Origin of the sequence: Hassallia byssoidea VB512170 (genome assembly GCF_000817785.2) — a bacterium.
Lineage (GTDB): Bacteria > Cyanobacteriota > Cyanobacteriia > Cyanobacteriales > Nostocaceae > Hassallia > Hassallia carrinoi.
Window position 1 is genome coordinate 1 of record NZ_JTCM02000131.1, and the last position, 17,626, is coordinate 17,626.

The following is a 17,626-nucleotide window of genomic DNA, read 5'->3' on the forward strand; positions in this document are numbered from 1 at the left end:
CAGATGCTTCAACGCGGGAAACCCGACGGCAGTCGCTCATGGGGGTAACGAACATGACCGCGCTGCCTCCGCAACGCACTGGCTCCCCTTGTCCACGGACACGTTCCTCACTCCTCCACCCCCGCACGGAAGTGTCCTCCCCTTGTCCCCCCTGCCCCCCTAGTCCCCCTGTCCCTTCTTAACAGCCGCAACCACTGTGAGCGCAGCCTTTCATGGTTTTGTGACCTTCAGCGCAGGCTTCAGAGCAATAAGATTTTTCGTCTTTTTTAATACTATCTTCTAGGGAAACAATACATAGGCAAGAAGGACAAGCACATTTCATTTGGGTTACGGTTGTCATAATTTTTCCTCTGAATACTGAAGTTAATATAACATATGAACAATTGTTCAAGTGTAAGTTAATATAATTTAATCTTACTGAAGCAATAAATTGATTTTGAGGCTGATTCGCCAGGAAAAATTATCTTGTCTATTCTTTGTTTGAGAAAAAATGTAAAAATAAAATGTTTTATTTAATGTGTAAAGTTACTTGAGTAATAAAATTAATTAATACTAGATATAAATATTAATTCACGTAGGTAAATTTTGCGCGATCGTAACTATTCGGGTTGAAACCAAGACGAGTGAAAGTAGCTGGGAGGTTGAGTGGAGTAGATTTTCGGGGGTTTATGATTGCTTTACGTAAGCTCGTGGCTAACTTTAGCAACTCTTCAAAGGATTCCAGCAAAAATGACCTGGCAAAAGTAGATTTTTGTTTAAATAATGAAAATAGAGTTTAATGCTCCCCGTAATTATTCGTGCAGCGAGTTGACAGTGCATGAGCTACTGCTTAAATCCGATCTGTCCCAATCCAGAAAATTTGGCATACAGCCAAAGGTGTCAGTCTTGTGGCTCGCGGCTTTTGTTGCGCGATCGCTATCGGGTGCTCAAACCATTAGGTCAAGGTGGTTTTGGTGCAACCTTTCTAGCCCTAGATGAAGCCTTACCAGGTGAACCAAGTTGTGTAATCAAGCAACTACGTCCTTCAGGAACCGCACCACACATTTTGCAGATGGCGCGGGAACTGTTTGAGCGAGAAGCGAAAACCCTAGGCAAAATTGGCAATCATCCCCAAGTACCTCGGCTGCTGGACTATTTTGAAGATCATGAACAATTCTACTTAGTCCAGGAATACGTCAGTGGCGCTACCCTTCAACAGGAGGTGAAACGCGACGGAGTATTGAGCGAAGCCGGAGTCAAGCAATTCTTGAGCGAGATGCTGCCATTGCTACAATACATCCACGAGCGAAAGGTGATTCACCGCGATATCAAGCCAGCCAACTTAATTCGCCGCGATCAAGATGCTAGATTAGTTCTGATTGACTTTGGAGCCGTCAAAAATCAAGTCAGTCAAGTTACAAACCAATCCGAGCAAACAGCATTAACTGCATACGCAATTGGCACTCCTGGTTTTGCCCCTCCAGAGCAAATGGCTATGCGTCCAGTTTACGCCAGTGATATTTACGCGCTGGGGGTAACATGCATTTATCTGCTGACTGGCAAATCTCCTAGAGATTTAGACTACAATCCCACAACCGGGGAAATGATGTGGGAACAGCTTGTACAAGTGAGCGCTCACTTAACACAAGTGCTGCGAAAAATGCTTGAAGTCTCAGTACGCAATCGCTATCAGTCAGCGGAAGAAGTACTCAGAGCACTAGAGATGGAACCATACCTGGAGAGTTTGGCACAGAGTATGGTTGCTCAATCTTCTGTGAGTGTGAAAGAGCGAACTTCTCTAACACGCAACCACTTGGAAGATTCTGGTGTATATTGCAGCAATACGAATAGCGCTTCTTCTAGTGCTGGGGTTCAGCAGCTAGCAGCAGCAATTCGCGCAAGACGAGCCAAAGCCGCAGAAGAAGCAGCTTTACAAGCTCCAGGAATACAGAAGGGAGTGATGACCACAAAATCAACTACTTTGGCTAGCAGCAATAGTAGTTCGCATCAAAATACTAAAGTTACTCGTAAATTAGATACTCAAGGTTTATTAACGGCTTACGTTAAAGGAAGACGAGATTTTGCCCAACACAATTTGAATCTACTGAATTTGCAAGGAGCAGACTTATCGGGAACGAATTTCCATTCCTCTCAATTGGAGAAAATCAACCTTCAAGGAGCTAATCTCCACAACAGTGACTTTGGCAGAAGCTCTCTTAACCGTGCGAATCTCAGGGACGCTAATTTGAGTAAAGCTTACTTTAGTCATGCGGATTTAGAAGCAGCAGATTTGCGAGGTGCAGACCTTAGCTATGCTTATCTTAATAATGCCAATCTCCGAGGTGCTAATCTGTGTGGTGCTAATTTAACTGGTGCGAAAATTTCTGAGGAGCAGCTGGCACTAGCTAAGACTAATTGGATGACTGTACGTCCCAATGGTAAACGAGGCTTATTATAATTTTAGATTTTCGATTTTAGATTTTAGATTAGGTTGCCGCGCTCCGCTCGCAATGCTACGCAATTTTGGATTTGAAATAAAGGCAATCCAAAATCGGAAATTTAAAATTGAAAATAATTTTAATTGAGGTCAGAAAACACAGCTATTTACAGTTTCTAGTACAAATTGTGGGGCATAAACAATCCTCACTAATAGTTTTGAGTTTCATGGCGTAGCAATTATATGTTGTCAAAATATTTTCTTTAAACCTATATATTACTATTAAAATAATCTGTTTGCTTTTTTTTTAATATTTTATTTATAAATTTCCGATAGAAAAATTTCTTTGTTACATTTCGCAAAATACATCGAAGTGTAACAATTTTTTTGTAAAACTTTTCATAATATTTAAGTGGTAATGCGGTTACTGCTAACAGCAAAGAAACTTTAACCTAAAATAATAAATCTGAATGCGCTTTGGGCAGCTCAATTATCAACAATTGCAGCGTCAAGCCGAAAAAGCAATTATCCCTGGTTGTAGGCTGAGACCAAAGATTCATGAGCGAAATCAGCAAGTTAAATTTGTTTGCCGTAAAAAGCTCACCTATGATGGTTGAGTGGAAAGAAAACGAACTAGAACGGAGATTGGGTTTATACCAGCTATTCCTCAAGTTGTATGAACACCATAGCAGCCTTCTAGATCAAATTCTTGAGTTGGAAAATTTATATCAACCGTCGTTGACGGGGGTAAAGCCACTTTACATACAGGGTGTAGTAGATACCTCTGTTGTTTATGTGGTAACAAATTTGTGCGAGTCAACACAAAGTCTACGACAGCCACAGCAAATCTGGACAATCGGTCGCGATCGCGGATGTGGAATTCAGATTGCTGATAGATATTTGTCTCGTCATCACGCTGCGATTCAATATGTTGAACAACAAGGCTTTTATTTAATTGACTTTAACAGCACCAATGGTTCCTATGTAAATTCTGAACTTGTTTATCAGCCAGTATTGCTTAAAGATGGCGATCGCATCAGCTTAGGAAACATGACTTTTTATTTTTTTATTAATCATTCCCACCACGTTTTACCGACTGTAGCAGTAGAGTTATTAATGCAACTTGTACCCACAAACGCATCTGACAGGATACAAATACTTACTTCTCCCCTGGAAACAGAAAAACATCTAGCGGCAAAGCTAGATGATGTACAAATTAGTAAAGATACGAATTTAATTGAAAAGCTGCAACATCAAATTCACAGCTTAAGTGCAGAGCAACAGTCAGACATTTTAGATCGCTTTTTTAATAGACAAACGTCTGATAAGTAAAGTAGCACATAGATAAGATTGCTAGTGGCTAATTATATTAATATAGTTAGCCGTTAACAATCTTATAAGTGTTATTCTTCTAACTCTTCGATTTCATCCTCTTCGTCTTCGTCTGTCTTCTTGACAGAGTTAGCGGAAACGACAGCGCCCATTTCTAGCTTTTCACGAACCTGCTTCTTAATTTGGTCAGCAAATTCCGGCTTTTCTTCTAGGTACTTGATGGCGTTGTCTCGACCTTGAGAGATGTTGTCACCGTTGTAACTATACCATGCTCCCTTGCGAACCAAGACACCAGTTTCTTCTGCTAGGTCAACAATACAACCTAGGGTAGAAACGCCTTTACCAAAAATAATGTCAAATTCCGCGATTCTAAAAGGCGGCGCGACTTTGTTTTTCGCAACTTTGACTTTGACGCGGTTGCCAAATTCATCAGTACCTTTTTTCAAAGTTTGAATTCGGCGAATATCCAAACGCACGGAAGCGTAAAACTTTAAGGCATTACCGCCAGTGGTAGTTTCTGGGCTACCGTAGGTGACACCGATTTTTTGCCGCAACTGGTTGATGAAAATTACTGTGCAACCTGATTTACCGATATTACCAGTAATTTTACGTAGAGCTTGGCTCATCAATCTCGCTTGCAGACCAACGTGAGTATCTCCCATTTCGCCTTCAATTTCAGCGCGGGGAACCAATGCTGCTACCGAGTCGATAACTACAATGTCAACAGCAGCGGAGCGAACGAGTTGATCGACAATTTCTAAAGCAGATTCTCCGGTATCAGGTTGAGAAATCAGCAAGTTGTCAATATCAACACCTAACGCCGCAGCATAAGTGGGGTCAAGGGCGTGTTCAGCATCCACATAGGCTGCTATACCGCCTTCTTTTTGGACTTCAGCGACTGCGTGTAGGGCTACAGTGGTTTTACCAGAACTTTCCGGTCCGTAAATCTCAATCACCCGTCCCTTGGGTAATCCGCCGCCTAATGCCAAATCCAGGGTGAGCGCTCCACTGGAAATAGTTTCCACACGCATCCGGGTAGCGTCACCCAGGCGCATGATTGCTCCTTTACCAAAGCTACGCTCAATTTGGGTGAGTACCATGTTGAGGGCTTTTTGCTTGCCTGCATTATCAGTGGTGTTAACAGCCATTCCTGCCTCTAAATATATGGATTTAAGGAGTGTGGATTTGATTTGACTAGAACAGATATACTATTTTGACATTTTTTAGCCGCGATCGGCTACATAGTTTAAGACGGATTTCCCGGCTATGTCGTTGTTACGACATGCTTTATGTTCTCCAGCTGGGCAATACTTCATTTTTAACAGAAAAGCGTGACAAGATTCTAACGCGATCGCCTCTACAAGTCACGAGCTTTGTTTGACTCGTTTAATTATTGTGTAAACCAGGGGTTTAGTTTCCGCCCGATAAGAATCATACTAACTCATAGCGCGGGTTAACTTAGAATTCTTTTAACGAGCGCTGCCGACTCGAATGCGATCGTTCCCAGGACAGTCAACAGCAAATTACCCCGATTATCCCACCAGCGCAACCAGGGTAATTATACATTTTGATAGCGACCTTGCCAAATTTGTAATTATACACCCATTGATTCTATCGGATAATGCCCGCGATGATTATACAGGTACTTGCTCATAGCGACTCCTGAGCATCAGAAATAAGCAATGGTGGAACCATCAACTGCCAAAACCCTTACCAGTGACGTAGGATACCGCCAAAGACGCAAAGAAAACGACAGCACCAGCGATTTCTTTTGGATCTCCCCAACTACCAACAGAGGTTCGTTTTTGCAGCCAATTCTCCAGAGTTAGCCCCTCTACTTTTGTAATACAACCAAACCTGTAACCACTAAATTATTTATAACTGCTCATTTACAGCCGGGATTTTTAAATGTACAAGTGCCTTTTGTAATACACTAGGCTTTACACTCAGCCAAATTTGGTTGCGCTTATCTTCAGTGTAGCCAATAACAACTGCACCGATTGGTGAGCCAATATCAGGATACATCTCAGGTGTCATGTCTCCCGTATCAACAAAATCTGTAATCTGTACAATTCCTCTAATATTTGCATCACCAATATCGACAAATATCCCGAATGGAGCATGATATTCAACTTTACCGTGGATGAGTTCTCCAAATCGGTACTTAGACTTTACTTCATTCCAAAAATCGTTACTCATGATTATTCTGGCTTGAGAATTGTAGGAAATTGGTTTAAAACTGGGAACAGGCTTTGAGGTATTGGTAGTTCGAGCTGCAATTTGCCTTGATAAGGTTTTTCAAGCGGTTTAAAGTATTCATCATAAATTTTGCGATCAATTGTAACCTCCAAAACTCCGTCCTTATAGTATTTATTGTATTCCTCAGCAAGACTTCTGCTATTTGGAGCTACGAAGTAGCATTTTCCATCGGCATTAGGAGGACTGTAAGGAAAATCGGCAGGTTGAAAACCATCCTTTAACAATCTTTGCCCTTTACCCTTTTGAAGAGCTTTATAAATTGTTATTGTATGTGCTGAGTCCAACAATATTAAAAACTAAGGTGATTAAGTACACGTTCACAGCCAATTCTCTAGAGTTAGCCCCTCTACTCTCGACATATCGCTATCATTAGAAACCAGAATTAAGCTGCGTGTAATCGCTGTCGCCGCTATCAATATATCGGCATCTTGTATTGGTGTACCTTTTGTCTTTAAATCTGCATGAATTTCGCAAGCTTTTTCTATAATTTCTATATCGTCAATAAATAAAATTTGATATTTTTGGTGAAACAGATTAAATTCTGCTAGCTGACTTGTAGCATTGGCATACAAAAGTCCTCTTTTTACTTCATAGTAAGTTATACAGCTAATAAATACATCTTGCCCTGAACGGCGTGTTTCGCGCAGTTTATTCTCTACAGTTGTATTTTTTCTCTTTAAAATGTAGCTAACAATATTTGTATCCAGTAGATAAGTCACCCTTTCTATCTTCCCTCTACTGCTTCATCGAACATTTTTATTTGTTCTGGAGTTAAATCATTTAACGTACCTGAAATAGCATCTAAGACTAAGATACTATCAATTCTCTTAGTTAAGTCATCATCTTTAATAGCTCTTATTTCTTCAGGAGTAAATTGACCAAATAATTCTACCAACATTTCTATCATTTCCCCTCTTTTCAATTTCACCAAATATAAGCTATTTGTCTTAAATAACTTTTCAACTATTGGTGAGATGCGGTCAATAAGTTCTTGAGTATAGTTAGATACTTCTTGCATGATTTACTCCAAGCTTTTAATATCGACTACCGATCCTATCTTACATGGTAGTCCGTAGGTTGTTGGTTGAACATACAATGCGATCGCATAACACAACAGCCTGAATATAAAGCGCGATCGCTTCACCACTTGGGATTATTCTCTATGTCGATATCCTCCAGCAATTTCAAATCGCAAATACTATTTTTTTACTGAATTACTCTAATTATAATTACTTTCCCTCAATTTAAAAAAAGGGGTGAACATCATGCCCACCCCACATAAATTAGAAATTAATCTGTTGCTAATTAACCCAAAAGTTTCTTAGCTATCGATAACACATTGGGTATTTCACAAAATCATATATCGCTGCATTTTCAAATAGATTGATTGAGCCATTGCCAGACACGCTTCAAAAATGATTGTTCTTGAGAGTATGAGAATTCTGCACGTAAGCGATCATTATAAAGTTGCATATTCTCACCCGTTTCCGTCCAAACAAGTTCAAGGCACGGAACATGAGTTTTACAACCTGTACAAAAGCTCATATCTGCTGAATATAAATATGGGTTCTTTAAATAGCTGCGAATAATCTCTTCTGGCATTCGAGTGTAACTATCGCATTTAGCATGATAATAAATACATGGAATACCTTCTAGAGAAGCTTGTTCGCGCTCTTTCGGGGGTAAGGTGACATACTCATTTTGTTGACCATCTGGACGTAACTTTAAATGTTCTTGGTGATGCCTTAAGTAATCTTCTTGATCCAACCATTCATGGCAAAACTCACATCGGTACTTTTTCATTGTCTACCCTAATCGATTTAAATATGATGCTTGATTATTGAGATCCAACACGACAAAAATTTGATTGAGAATACAATCTACAGACATAGTTATGTTTGATTCTCTACATTTTCATTATTCCCAAAATAAATATAAAAATCAAAGCTTACATAAATAAAAAAGCTTCGTAGGTTGGGTTTCGCTGTCCCTATACCCAACGTCATAGTCTCGTTGGTGTTGGGTTACACTTTGTTCCAACGCCACTTGCTCTATGCCGGGGAACCTGTCCACCGCAGTGGCTCCCCAACCTACATTTGTAAAAAAACTAAAATTTATTTCTCTAAATCTCCCTCAGCGTCCCTCCGCGTTAACCTCAGCGCTCCTCTGCGTTAAAAAAAGGGCAGGCAAAATGCCCACCCCTTAAAAAAAATGAGATTAATCTGTTGCTAATTAACCCAAAACTTTCTTAGCTGTCGCTAACACATTCTCAACGCTAAAGCCGAACTTCTCCAAACAAACGCCACCGGGAGCGGAAGCACCAAAGCGATCAATGCTCACACAATCGCCTTCCATGCCGACATACTTGTGCCAGCCGAAACTAGCGGCAGCTTCTACAGACACGCGTTTGGTAACGGCTTTTGGTAGAATAGACTCTTTATAAGCCGCATCCTGTGCTTCAAACAGTTCCCAAGAAGGCATTGAGACAACACGGACTTTTTTACCTTCGCTGGTGAGTTTCTCAGCTGCGGTGACGCAGAGGCTCAATTCTGAACCAGTACCAATCAGGATTAACTCCGGTGTACCTTCGGAATCTACCACGGTGTATGCACCCTTAGTTACGCCCTCAATTGATGTACCTGCTAAATTGGGGACATTTTGACGGGTGAACGCTAACAAAGTGGGAGCGTTTTGCTTCGACTTCTCAACTGCTACTTTGTAAGCTCCAGAAGATTCGTTTCCGTCTGCGGGACGAATCACTATTAAATTAGGAATCGCTCTCAAAGAAGCCAAAGTTTCAATTGGTTGGTGCGTTGGACCATCTTCACCTTGTCCAATCGAGTCGTGAGTCATCACCCAAATCGAACCCGCTTGAGACAGGGCAGATAAGCGGATGGCAGCACGCATGTAGTCTGTGAAAATTAGGAAGGTGGCACCGTAAGGAATTAATCCGGATTGATGCAGCGCTATACCGTTACAAATCGCGCCCATAGCGTGTTCGCGCACGCCAAAGTGGATGTTAGGGTTTTCGTAATGTCCTTTTTGGAAATCGCCGATGCCTTTGATTTCGGTAAGGTTGGAGTGGGTTAAGTCAGCGGAACCACCAATTAACTCAGGTAAAACCTTCGCTAGTTTGTTGAGGCAGTTTTCTGAGTGTTTGCGGGTGGGTATTCCTTTGTCTTCCGGGGTGTAGGTGGGTAGTACTTTGTCCCAACCGTCGGGGAGTTTGCCACTAATGAAACGTTCAAATAGAGCCGCTTCTTCGGCATATTTGGCTTTGTAGTCGCCAAAGGTCTTATTCCATTCGGCTTCGTAGTTAGCACCGCGCTCAACGGCTTTACCCATGTGATTTTTGGCATCTTCTGGAACTACGAAAGGCTCGTATGTCCACTCTAGGTTATTCCGGGTTAGAGTTACTTCATCGCCCCCTAACGCTGAACCGTGAATGCCGGCAGTGTTTGCCTTGTTGGGGGAACCGTAACCGATGGTGGTTGTCACCTTAATCATGGTCGGCTTGTCGGTGACTTCTTTAGCTTCGGCGATCGCCTTTTCAATTGCGTCTAAATCTTTATTACCATCTTCGACATGCAAAACGTGCCAGCCGTATGCTTCAAAGCGCTTGGAAACATCTTCGGTGAATGCTACATCTGTAGAACCATCGATGGAGATGTGGTTGTCGTCGTAGAGAGCGATGAGTTTGCCTAATCCCAAGTGTCCTGCGAAAGAACAAGCTTCACCGGAAATACCTTCCATGTTGCAACCGTCACCCAAAATTACGTAAGTGTAGTGGTCAACAATTTTGGCATCGGGTTTGTTGAATTTAGCGGCTAGGTGCGCTTCTGCCATTGCTAAACCGACTGCGTTGGCAATTCCTTGTCCTAATGGTCCGGTAGTAACTTCTACACCTTCGGTCATGAAGTTTTCCGGGTGTCCTGGGGTTTTGGATTCCCACTGACGGAACTGCTTGATGTCTTCAATACTTACGCTGTCAAAGCCTGTCAGGTGTAGGAGGGCATACTGCAACATCGAGCCGTGACCAGCTGACAATACAAAGCGATCGCGGTTAAACCACTTGGGATTTTTGGGATTGTACCGCATAAAGCGGTCCCACAGCACAAACGCCATTGGTGCCGCACCCATTGGCAGTCCTGGGTGTCCCGATTTGGCTTTTTCTACGGCATCAATAGCCAAAAAGCGAATCGAGTTAATACAAAGTTCTTCGAGGGATTGGGTTGCAACAGCCATAATCTCTTATATTTAACGACGGTTTAGCACTCTTTAAGCTAATCATTGCTGGGGTTGTTTTGGTTTATCACCCCAAGCAGTATCCTCATCATCCCATTGCCTGCTGACGACAGACAAGCGGGATCTCTTGAATTAGAGCGATCGATCAAACAGATAATCTGGTCATGCTGAACTCTTAAATCAAAGCAGAATGACATTTTTGATACATTTTGCTTCCTAATATCAAGAGATCCGACCAGCGGCAGATTTTGGATCTTAGCGGTACTTCTTAAAGGCTAGCGTGACATTGTGTCCGCCAAACCCAAAAGAATTGGAAAGTGCCACCTCGACATTCAAATTGCGGCTTGTGTTGGGAACATAATCCAGGTCACACTCTGGATCTGGCTTTTCTAAATTAATTGTCGGGGGAATTTTATCGTTGGCGATCGCTAATACTGTTGCCACGGCTTCAATGCCTCCAGAACCACCCAATAAATGACCGGTCATGGATTTGGTGGAACTAATTGCCACTTTATAAGCATGTTCCCCCAAAGCTTTCTTCATCGCGGCGGTTTCTGTCGAATCGTTCGCCTGGGTGCTGGTGCCGTGAGCGTTGATGTAGTTTACCATATCTGGAGTTATTCCGCCGTCTTTTAATGCCAGTTGGATGGCTCTGGCGGCTCCTTCACCGCCGGGGACGGGGGAGGTGATATGGTATGCATCACAAGTCATGCCATAGCCGACAATTTCCGCATAAATACGGGCTTTGCGACTTAAGGCGTGTTGCAGCTCTTCTAGAATTAAAATTCCCGCACCTTCACCCATGACAAATCCGTTGCGATCGCGGTCAAATGGACGGCTTGCGCGTGCGGGGTCATCATTCCGACACGAAAGGGCTTTACATGCGGCAAATCCGGCTAGAGACAAGGGTGTAACTGCCGCTTCGCATCCACCGCAAATCATCGCTTGGGCATATCCATTTTGAATTAGGCGAAAAGCATCTCCAATCGCATTCGAGCCGGCGGCGCAGGCAGTGACGGAGCAGGAATTAGGACCTCTAGCACCAGTGTGAATTGCTGTCAACCCCGCTGCCATGTTAGCGATCATCATCGGAATCATGAAAGGACTACAGCGATCCGGACCGCGGTTGAGGTAGACCGTTTGCTGGTCTTCCATCACTTTAATGCCGCCAACGCCCGAACCGATGATTACACCCACTTGTTCTGCGTTCAGGTCATTGATGACTAATCCAGCATCTGCTAGAGCCTGTTTTGCACCCGCAACTCCAAATTGGGAAAACCGATCCATGCGCTTGGCTTCTTTGCGCTCCATGTACTCATGTGGATCGAAGTCTTTCACCTCACCAGCAATGCGGCAATCATGGCTTGTAGCATCAAATAAACTGATGTAGTCGATGCCATTGCGTCCTTCCATTAATCCGGACCAATATTCGGGTGGTGTTTTACCAATCGGTGTAATCGCGCCAACACCAGTTACAACAACGCGCTTACGTATAAAATCTGTCATGACGATAGTTAGGGTGGCGAGAAAGCTGCATAAAAGGGGGAGGGGGGAGTGGGGAGTGGGGAGTGGGGGAGTGGGGGAGTGGGGGAGTGGGGGAGTGGGGGGATGGGGAGGACAAGGGAGAGGGGGAGGACAAGGGAGATATAGGAATTTGTTTCTTACCCCCTTGTCCCCCTTGTCCCCCTTGTCCCCCTTGTCCCCCTTGTCCCCTTGTCTCCTTGTCCCCTTGTCTCCTTGTCCCCCATTCCCCATTCCCCATGCTTTTAGGCGGATGCGGCAACTTTGTTGTTGATGTAGTCTACTGCTTCTTGAACTGTGGTAATTTTTTCGGCGGCTTCATCAGGAATTTCAATATCAAATTCTTCTTCTAAAGCCATTACCAGTTCAACTGTATCTAAGGAATCAGCCTGTAGATCGTTGGCAAAATTGGATTGTGGTTTAATTGTGTCAGCCTCAGTAACGCTAAGTTGCTCGGCGACGATTTTCTTGACCTTTTCAAAAATTTCCGCTTCACTCATAGATAAAAGTCCTTAACCAGTTGCTACGATCCGCCGTTTATGGGCGATGTGGTTTTGAGCATATACATCTTATCGTCAACCGCGATCGCCCGTACACAGGATTAGGGTTTTTCTTAGGAAAATCCCTGACCCATTTTCTATTAAAGAACAGTTGGGCAACGCCAATTGAAGATGCGCGATCGCGCTGATGAATGTAAATGCTTTCCTTATTCAATTCTGACTAAATTTTTCGCCGATGTCCCAATTTAGATACAAAGCTTTGCCAGCATCACGGACAAGAAATGATAAAACAGTTATTGTTTAAGGGCAACTGCCTAACTCAAATATACTTTTATGCTATCTCAGACGCTAAAATACGCTTACTTCCCAGGTTGTGTTGCCCAAGGTGCTTGCCGCGAGTTAAGCTTGTCAACCAAAGCTTTAACTAAAGCTCTGGGTATTGAACTGGTAGAATTGAAAAAGGCTGCTTGCTGCGGTTCCGGCACTTTTAAGGAAGATTCTCAACTGTTGGAAGATACGGTTAATGCCCGGAATATCGCTTTAGCAGAAGAATTAAATTTGCCGCTACTCACACATTGCAGCACTTGTCAAGGCGTGATTGGTCACGTTGATGAGCGCTTGAAAGAATGTCAAAAAACTGACCCCCAATACATTGACAAAGTTAATGGCTTGCTGGAAAAAGAAAGCTGTTCGCCTTATCGGGGAAGTACTGAAGTTAAACATCTCCTGTATGCTTTGGTGACAGATTATGGTATAGAGGAAATTCAAAAACGAGTCACCCGTAAGTTGAGTGGGTTAAAATGCGCGGCTTTTTATGGCTGCTATCTTCTCCGTGCCCAAAAATACATGCCTTATGATGACCCATTCCAACCGCAAGCGATGGAAAATGTTTTTCGGGCAATCGGTGCAACGCCAATTTATTATCGAGGTCGGACGCAATGTTGCGGATGGCCTCTTTCGAGTTATGCTACTAGCCAATCTTTCAAAATGGCGGGGATGCATATTCAAGATGCACTAACATCTGGTGCTGATTGTATTGTCACACCTTGTCCGCTGTGTCATTTGAATTTAGATTCTCGTCAGCCTGAGGTGGAAAAAGTCATCGGGCAAAAATTAGGTTTGCCGGTGTTGCATTTACCGCAGTTGATTGCTTTGGCGTTAGGAGTTAGTCCGCAAGAACTCGGTTTAGAAAGGCACATTGTTTCTACTAAGCCAGTGTTGGAGAAATTGAGTTTGTAGTAAGCGTTTTAACGCTTAATTTAACGACTTTAGTCGTTACTACGTTAAAAAAGCGCGATCGCATGAGTCAAATTCAACAAATGCGATCGCGCTTTTTTCACGCGGCAAATTACAAACATCCCCCAAAATTACGGTAAATATAATTTCCTCAACCTATCTAGCGTTAGAGGTACTCAACAAAGGCGATGGGATTAAATGCTAGTGATTAGTTGAGGTTGATTTATGGACTTTAAGTATAAGTGGAAAAATGGTCAAGCTCCAAGTCTAGATCAAGCAGCACGTAGCAAATATCTCTTGGATGAGCAACAGTTTGATACCGATGAAGACCGTAATATTGCCGAGCAAGATGCTCGTAAGCATTTAGGTGTACCCACGCGAATCGCAGATGACGATCGCTCTATATTACCTCACGCTGCTGCTGATGAAAGCGAGGATGATTTAAACGATTTATAAAATAGGTATTGTTTTACTTGAAAAAAATAACCGCGATCGCCCTTTTGTAATGTAGTGCGATCGCGTGAGAGTAAACTATTCACCTATGGCAATTAAACAAACTTCCACAGTTTTAGTTAATTATGAACTAGTCAGCGCCGTTTTGTCATCTGCCAAGTTAATTTTCACTACTTTGTTTTTGGCTTCTTCGGCTTTAGGCATTGTTAATGTTAAAATGCCATTTTTGAATTCGGCTTTAACTTGGTCATTCTTAATTGCAGCAGGTAGCGGGATTGTCCGTTGGAATTTACCATAACGGAACTCTGAGCGCAAATAACCGCGTTCTTCAGCTTTGTTTTCATAGCGAGTTTCACCCGCTATCGAAACTGCTTCCCGTGCTACTTGAATATCTAAGTCTTTACCTTCAAGACCGGGAACTTCAGCGCGTAAAATCAACTGGTCGTTTGTATCTGACAATTCGACCGCAGGGGACCAAGTTTTTGTCACTTCTCGGTTATATCCTGCTAGTTCATCAAACATTTTATCCATTTGATGCCGCAGAGTTTCCATTTCTTGGAAGGGTTGCCAACGTATTAATGCCATAACTTAATTAACCTCCATTAAATCAGCGTTGTGATTGAAGTAAAAGTTCAGTCAAGCTTTAGCAAAAAACACAAGGCGCAGCTTGTATTTTGTTTTTATTAGGCGCTTTCTTTATCGCCTTTGAATTTATATTAAAATCAAATCAAAGTTTGATTAGTGAGGGAAACCCTACCACTTTTGTAGTGCTTCCCAGAAATAAGTTAGGACTTACTTTTGCCCTAAACGCTGCAATTGTTTCAATGTTTGATACATTTGTGGTAGGCGGCTATAAATAGCAGCTACTCTCAAAAAGACTTTGTGAGGCATTGCCGGTGTTCCAGAAACAATTTCTCCTGGGGGAACATCGCTAAGAATTCCCGCTTGCGCTGTAGCGATCGCACCATCACCCATTTTCGCTTGATTGGCTATTCCTGATTGTCCTGCCAAAATGACGCGATTGCCAATTTTTACGCCTCCTGCCATGCCAGATTGTCCGGCTATAGCACAGTATGCACCTATTTGGCAACCGTGTCCTATTTGCACTAAATTGTCAATTTTTGTACTGCGTCCTATGCGGGTTTCACCGACGGATGGGCGGTCTATGGCGCTATTGCAGCCAATTTCTACGCCATCTTCTAAGACAGTATAGCCGGATTGTTCCATTTTGAACCAACCGGTGGCAATGGGAACAAAGCCAAAGCCTTCGGCACCGATGACAGCACCACTGTGAATGACGCAATCTGCGCCAATGCGGGCGCGTTCGTGGATGGTACAATTAGCGTGTAAGATTGTGCGATCGCCTATTTTCGCATTTGGATAAACTACTGCATTCGGATGAATGCAGACTTGATTGCCGATTTCTGCTTCTTGCTGAATCACTGCATGAGGACCAATGTAAACATCAGTGCCAATTTTTGCTGTTGGATGAATGACAGCGGTAGGATGTATTTCTGGAGTTGGGCGGTATGGTTGATAAAAAAGTGCGATCGATGCAGCAAACATCAAGCGCGGATCTCGCGTGGCTATCCAAACGATACCGCGTTCTGATGCAAGCTTTTGTAATGTTTCGTCTTGTGGTAAAATTAAAGCACTAGCATTGGTCTTGCCGACAAAAGAAGCAAATTTGGGTCCCTCTATGTAGCTGAGATGACCTGCGATCGCTTCATCAACCGCTGCTACTCCTGTAATTTCGATATTTTCGTCTTTATTAGCTGTGAGGCTGTTCGCGGTGGCAGTGTGGCTGAGTTTTTCAACGATTTCGCTAAATTTCATGTTGTTTGTTCAGAAGCCATTTAAGGCTGATAATTATCGCTATTCCTTCATGATTGTTTTCTGTAGATGAAGGTTGCCATGCGATCGTACTATACTTAGGTCAACTCAGGTCTTAGAAGGCAGTCTCTTATCTAGAGAAATTCGATAAATAACGTAATCTGGGCTTTCTTGATTAACTTCAAATGTTCGCTGTATATACTTAAAGAATTTAGGATTATCTTTTGAAAGCTGAATTTTTTGCTGATTAACAATGCCAAGCCAGTCTGCGCCTTTAGCGCGAAGTTCTTCTAATAGTCGAATTGTCTTGCTATTATTTTTCATGTCATCATCTGCCCACCATACGACGCCTTTCCAAGCAGGTGGAAATACCCAGCCACGTCGTTGGCAGTAGTAAATAGCAACCGGATTGCCAATATTATGGGCTATAGTGACGACTAAATCGCTTGGTTGACTTAGCGATCGCAGTGCAAGTCCTAGTTTGTAGTCTTTTTCAGCCGTGGGCTGGTAGTATATACCCTTCAAATCCTGATATCCAAATCCACCGATAAACAAGATTATTGCTGCCATAAACGCCACTGTAGCAGGATATCCCACTCTGCGTTTGCACCATAATGCGATCGCAATCACGGCATGTCCTGCTAATGCTGCGGCAGCCGGGTTAATAATATTTAAATTTGTGCGGTTATCAACAAGCTGTTTGGCTCCAATGAGATAATAAATAACTATAGCAACGATCCACCAATGGAACAGCCACGGTGCTTTATTGTCATCACGATTGTATAGGTCCGGACGAAGCAACAAACCAACAAAAACAAGAATGATTACAGGTTTCGTCCAGAAGTCCCTCAAAATCCAAAACAGTTTTTCAAGGAAATATTTTTCTTGCAACCATTTGCTTAACCCCTCGCTCCAAAGCCAATTTCCGGAAGCGGCAATGTGATAAGGTGGGTAATTGAAAGAAATGTAATGTGCCCACAAATAGTATGCAATCACTGGTACAAACATTACAATGGTTGCAACGCAAATGAGGGATAGCTGCTTTGAGCGTAGCATTCGCTTGCGACCCAGGATTGTTATAATTGCAATTAGCATCGGAATTCCGACGAAAATACCAGTAATTTTAGTTAAGAAACCCAACATCCCAATCAGGGTTGCTAATAATAAATAATATAGGCGTTCCGTTTGTAAGTAGGCGACCAGCAACCAGAAGCTGGTTACTACCAGCGAAACCATCACCGGATCTGGAACAAAAGAGCGATCGATGTAGATATTCCCTGGTAAAATTGCCAGGAATGTGGCGCTGGCAAAAGCATGTTTTTCATCCCACACACGACGAACTAGTTGATAGAATGCAAAAATGCTCCATAAGCCAAACAACGCTGTTACAGTGCGCCCAACCCAGTCATGCTGACCAAAAAGGCGATATAACATTGCTGTAATATAGGTCAACGTTTGAAATTCGTACCCAACGTAGTTTTGTCCCGGACCATTCCAGCTAATTTCTGGATATAAAATATTCCAATTTCCACGGTAAAAGTTGTCTGCTATCGTTGCTGTGTCCGACTCTCGCCAAGTGGTCACATCAATGAATGGTTGGTTTATCCGATCGAAGCGCAGGATTGCAGCAGCTAATAGAATAGCTATTAGCAGATAAGATTTATTAATTTGGGAAATACGCATTCTCATGATACGAGGCTAAGTACAGCTTTGCATTAGTTGAAATTTTTCGGCGGCGAGTCCTTCACGCTTACAAATGGGGACAGCCTTGTTTAATAGATCTTCGACACCCCACGACATTCTCGGTTGAAGGCTGTCCCCATAAGGCGAT

The 17,626-nt window shown here is 42.9% G+C and carries 19 protein-coding genes and 1 pseudogene; 5 read left to right on the forward strand and 15 right to left on the reverse strand.

Annotation, left to right across the window (positions count from 1 at the left end):
* Positions 1-178: 178 nt before the first annotated feature.
* Entirely contained in the window at positions 179-340 is a 162-nt protein-coding gene (locus tag PI95_RS30720; protein ID WP_163519339.1) for a metallothionein, read from the reverse strand.
* Between the two features lie 477 nt (positions 341-817).
* On the opposite strand from PI95_RS30720, the gene PI95_RS30725 reads away from it, so the two are divergent.
* Positions 818-2,437, forward strand: a complete 1,620-nt coding sequence (locus PI95_RS30725) for a serine/threonine-protein kinase (protein WP_039754490.1) — start codon at positions 818-820, stop codon at positions 2,435-2,437.
* 537 nt (positions 2,438-2,974) lie between these two features.
* On the forward strand, positions 2,975-3,748 hold the full coding sequence (locus PI95_RS30730; protein WP_236117264.1) for an FHA domain-containing protein: 774 nt from the start codon (positions 2,975-2,977) through the stop codon (positions 3,746-3,748).
* 71 nt (positions 3,749-3,819) lie between these two features.
* Here the strand turns inward: PI95_RS30730 and recA are convergent, their stop codons facing one another.
* Positions 3,820-4,896, reverse strand: a complete 1,077-nt coding sequence (gene recA / locus PI95_RS30735) for a recombinase RecA (RefSeq protein WP_039754493.1) — start codon at positions 4,894-4,896, stop codon at positions 3,820-3,822.
* A gap of 413 nt (positions 4,897-5,309) precedes the next feature.
* Positions 5,310-5,384: pseudogene (locus PI95_RS37565) on the reverse strand (Uma2 family endonuclease); the annotation flags it as partial.
* Between the two features lie 46 nt (positions 5,385-5,430).
* Here PI95_RS37565 and PI95_RS30740 point away from each other — a divergent pair.
* Complete coding sequence (locus tag PI95_RS30740) at positions 5,431-5,577, forward strand: hypothetical protein (RefSeq protein ID WP_163519340.1); 147 nt, start codon at positions 5,431-5,433, stop codon at positions 5,575-5,577.
* A gap of 46 nt (positions 5,578-5,623) precedes the next feature.
* On the opposite strand, the gene PI95_RS30745 is transcribed toward PI95_RS30740, so the two are convergent.
* From PI95_RS30745 to acpP, 9 genes are all read right to left on the reverse strand, one after another.
* Complete coding sequence (locus PI95_RS30745) at positions 5,624-5,947, reverse strand: S1 RNA-binding domain-containing protein (protein WP_039754495.1); 324 nt, start codon at positions 5,945-5,947, stop codon at positions 5,624-5,626.
* Positions 5,948-5,949: 2 nt separating this feature from the next.
* On the reverse strand, positions 5,950-6,294 hold the full coding sequence (locus tag PI95_RS30750) for a hypothetical protein (RefSeq protein ID WP_236117265.1): 345 nt from the start codon (positions 6,292-6,294) through the stop codon (positions 5,950-5,952).
* A gap of 30 nt (positions 6,295-6,324) precedes the next feature.
* A complete protein-coding gene (locus tag PI95_RS30755) occupies positions 6,325-6,726 on the reverse strand; it encodes a PIN domain-containing protein (protein ID WP_039754500.1) in 402 nt (133 codons plus the stop codon).
* A 5-nt stretch (positions 6,727-6,731) separates the two neighbouring features.
* Positions 6,732-7,025: a hypothetical protein gene (locus tag PI95_RS30760; protein ID WP_039754502.1), complete on the reverse strand. Its 294-nt coding sequence runs from the start codon at positions 7,023-7,025 to the stop codon at positions 6,732-6,734.
* 356 nt (positions 7,026-7,381) lie between these two features.
* Positions 7,382-7,810, reverse strand: coding sequence for a hypothetical protein (locus tag PI95_RS30765; protein ID WP_039754503.1), 429 nt, complete (start codon positions 7,808-7,810; stop codon positions 7,382-7,384).
* Between the two features lie 429 nt (positions 7,811-8,239).
* Complete coding sequence (gene tkt, locus PI95_RS30770) at positions 8,240-10,252, reverse strand: transketolase (RefSeq protein ID WP_039754505.1); 2,013 nt, start codon at positions 10,250-10,252, stop codon at positions 8,240-8,242.
* A gap of 255 nt (positions 10,253-10,507) precedes the next feature.
* The gene (fabF, locus tag PI95_RS30775) at positions 10,508-11,758 is read right to left on the reverse strand and encodes a beta-ketoacyl-ACP synthase II (RefSeq protein ID WP_039754507.1); all 1,251 of its coding nucleotides are present in this window, start codon (positions 11,756-11,758) and stop codon (positions 10,508-10,510) included.
* The gene (locus PI95_RS30780; protein WP_163519341.1) at positions 11,739-12,014 is read right to left on the reverse strand and encodes a hypothetical protein; all 276 of its coding nucleotides are present in this window, start codon (positions 12,012-12,014) and stop codon (positions 11,739-11,741) included. The genes fabF and PI95_RS30780 overlap by 20 nt, the downstream gene beginning before the upstream one ends.
* 4 nt (positions 12,015-12,018) lie before the next feature.
* Positions 12,019-12,273, reverse strand: coding sequence for an acyl carrier protein (gene acpP / locus PI95_RS30785; protein WP_039754509.1), 255 nt, complete (start codon positions 12,271-12,273; stop codon positions 12,019-12,021).
* Between the two features lie 333 nt (positions 12,274-12,606).
* Here acpP and PI95_RS30790 point away from each other — a divergent pair, with 333 nt between their 5' ends.
* Both PI95_RS30790 and PI95_RS30795 read left to right on the forward strand, forming a co-directional pair.
* Positions 12,607-13,512 (forward strand): CoB--CoM heterodisulfide reductase iron-sulfur subunit B family protein, encoded by a 906-nt coding sequence (locus PI95_RS30790; protein ID WP_039754510.1) that lies wholly within the window; start codon positions 12,607-12,609, stop codon positions 13,510-13,512.
* Positions 13,513-13,734: 222 nt separating this feature from the next.
* Positions 13,735-13,965, forward strand: a complete 231-nt coding sequence (locus PI95_RS30795; RefSeq protein ID WP_039754511.1) for a hypothetical protein — start codon at positions 13,735-13,737, stop codon at positions 13,963-13,965.
* Positions 13,966-14,085: 120 nt separating this feature from the next.
* On the opposite strand, the gene PI95_RS30800 is transcribed toward PI95_RS30795, so the two are convergent.
* The 3 genes from PI95_RS30800 to PI95_RS30810 form a co-directional block, all read right to left on the reverse strand.
* Positions 14,086-14,547: an Hsp20/alpha crystallin family protein gene (locus PI95_RS30800; protein WP_039754512.1), complete on the reverse strand. Its 462-nt coding sequence runs from the start codon at positions 14,545-14,547 to the stop codon at positions 14,086-14,088.
* Between the two features lie 207 nt (positions 14,548-14,754).
* Positions 14,755-15,798, reverse strand: a complete 1,044-nt coding sequence (lpxD, locus tag PI95_RS30805) for a UDP-3-O-(3-hydroxymyristoyl)glucosamine N-acyltransferase (RefSeq protein ID WP_039754513.1) — start codon at positions 15,796-15,798, stop codon at positions 14,755-14,757.
* A 105-nt stretch (positions 15,799-15,903) separates the two neighbouring features.
* Positions 15,904-17,478: an ArnT family glycosyltransferase gene (locus tag PI95_RS30810; RefSeq protein WP_052325891.1), complete on the reverse strand. Its 1,575-nt coding sequence runs from the start codon at positions 17,476-17,478 to the stop codon at positions 15,904-15,906.
* Positions 17,479-17,626 lie beyond the last annotated feature (148 nt).

Excerpts from the sequence above, each read along its gene's own strand:
- PI95_RS30790 (WP_039754510.1), top strand. The coding sequence starts at position 12,607 with ATGCTATCTCAGACGCTAAAATACGCTTACTTCCCAGGTTGTGTTGCC.
- PI95_RS30760 (WP_039754502.1), bottom strand. The coding sequence starts at position 7,025 with ATGCAAGAAGTATCTAACTATACTCAAGAACTTATTGACCGCATCTCA.
- PI95_RS30795 (WP_039754511.1), top strand. The coding sequence starts at position 13,735 with ATGGACTTTAAGTATAAGTGGAAAAATGGTCAAGCTCCAAGTCTAGAT.
- PI95_RS30780 (WP_163519341.1), bottom strand. The coding sequence starts at position 12,014 with ATGGGGAATGGGGAATGGGGGACAAGGAGACAAGGGGACAAGGAGACA.
- lpxD (WP_039754513.1), bottom strand. The coding sequence starts at position 15,798 with ATGAAATTTAGCGAAATCGTTGAAAAACTCAGCCACACTGCCACCGCG.
- PI95_RS30730 (WP_236117264.1), top strand. The coding sequence starts at position 2,975 with ATGAGCGAAATCAGCAAGTTAAATTTGTTTGCCGTAAAAAGCTCACCT.
- PI95_RS30720 (WP_163519339.1), bottom strand. The coding sequence starts at position 340 with ATGACAACCGTAACCCAAATGAAATGTGCTTGTCCTTCTTGCCTATGT.
- PI95_RS30765 (WP_039754503.1), bottom strand. The coding sequence starts at position 7,810 with ATGAAAAAGTACCGATGTGAGTTTTGCCATGAATGGTTGGATCAAGAA.
- PI95_RS30745 (WP_039754495.1), bottom strand. The coding sequence starts at position 5,947 with ATGAGTAACGATTTTTGGAATGAAGTAAAGTCTAAGTACCGATTTGGA.
- tkt (WP_039754505.1), bottom strand. The coding sequence starts at position 10,252 with ATGGCTGTTGCAACCCAATCCCTCGAAGAACTTTGTATTAACTCGATT.
- fabF (WP_039754507.1), bottom strand. The coding sequence starts at position 11,758 with ATGACAGATTTTATACGTAAGCGCGTTGTTGTAACTGGTGTTGGCGCG.
- PI95_RS30740 (WP_163519340.1), top strand. The coding sequence starts at position 5,431 with ATGGTGGAACCATCAACTGCCAAAACCCTTACCAGTGACGTAGGATAC.
- PI95_RS30810 (WP_052325891.1), bottom strand. The coding sequence starts at position 17,478 with ATGCGTATTTCCCAAATTAATAAATCTTATCTGCTAATAGCTATTCTA.
- acpP (WP_039754509.1), bottom strand. The coding sequence starts at position 12,273 with ATGAGTGAAGCGGAAATTTTTGAAAAGGTCAAGAAAATCGTCGCCGAG.
- recA (WP_039754493.1), bottom strand. The coding sequence starts at position 4,896 with ATGGCTGTTAACACCACTGATAATGCAGGCAAGCAAAAAGCCCTCAAC.
- PI95_RS30725 (WP_039754490.1), top strand. The coding sequence starts at position 818 with ATGAGCTACTGCTTAAATCCGATCTGTCCCAATCCAGAAAATTTGGCA.
- PI95_RS30800 (WP_039754512.1), bottom strand. The coding sequence starts at position 14,547 with ATGGCATTAATACGTTGGCAACCCTTCCAAGAAATGGAAACTCTGCGG.